Source organism: Cupriavidus gilardii (genome assembly GCF_008801915.1).
Classification (GTDB): Bacteria; Pseudomonadota; Gammaproteobacteria; order Burkholderiales; family Burkholderiaceae; genus Cupriavidus; species Cupriavidus gilardii.
On record NZ_VZOV01000106.1, the window covers coordinates 1 to 437 of the forward strand.

General features: G+C 39.6%; 1 protein-coding gene. It reads right to left on the reverse strand.

The window, feature by feature from the left end; all coding sequences use genetic code 11:
- Nucleotides 1–437, reverse strand: a 437-nt coding sequence (locus tag F7Q96_RS26675) for an FAD-binding oxidoreductase (RefSeq protein WP_211923545.1), incomplete at both ends; no start/stop codon positions are given.

Genomic DNA, 437 nt, shown 5'->3' on the forward strand with positions numbered 1-437 from the left:
CGGCATTTAAACGTTCATCATTTGGCGTTTCTTGTGTGTAAAACACCTGATAGCTAAAGTTTGGGTTTTGTTCAGCCACTTGTTCAAAGTACTCTGTAAAAGCAGCATCAGAACGCTGTTTGACCCAATATAAAAGTTGAACCTGCGTTTTTTCTAACTGTTGGCTTTGCTTAATTGCTGTGATTAAGCTCAACATTGGTGTAATACCACTACCAGCAGCCAACATAATTAATTTCGGTGTCTGGATGTTTTGTTGCATGTCACCATAAGGCTGCCCAAGCTCAAAAACATCACCAATTTTGCTTTCTGCAATAAACCAGTTACTGACAATACCATCAGCAACTTTTTTAACTGTTAAACGTAAGTGCTCTGCATCAATTTGCGTCAAGCTATAAGTACGTTCATAGCGACGGCCCGCAATTTCAACAATCACTGGA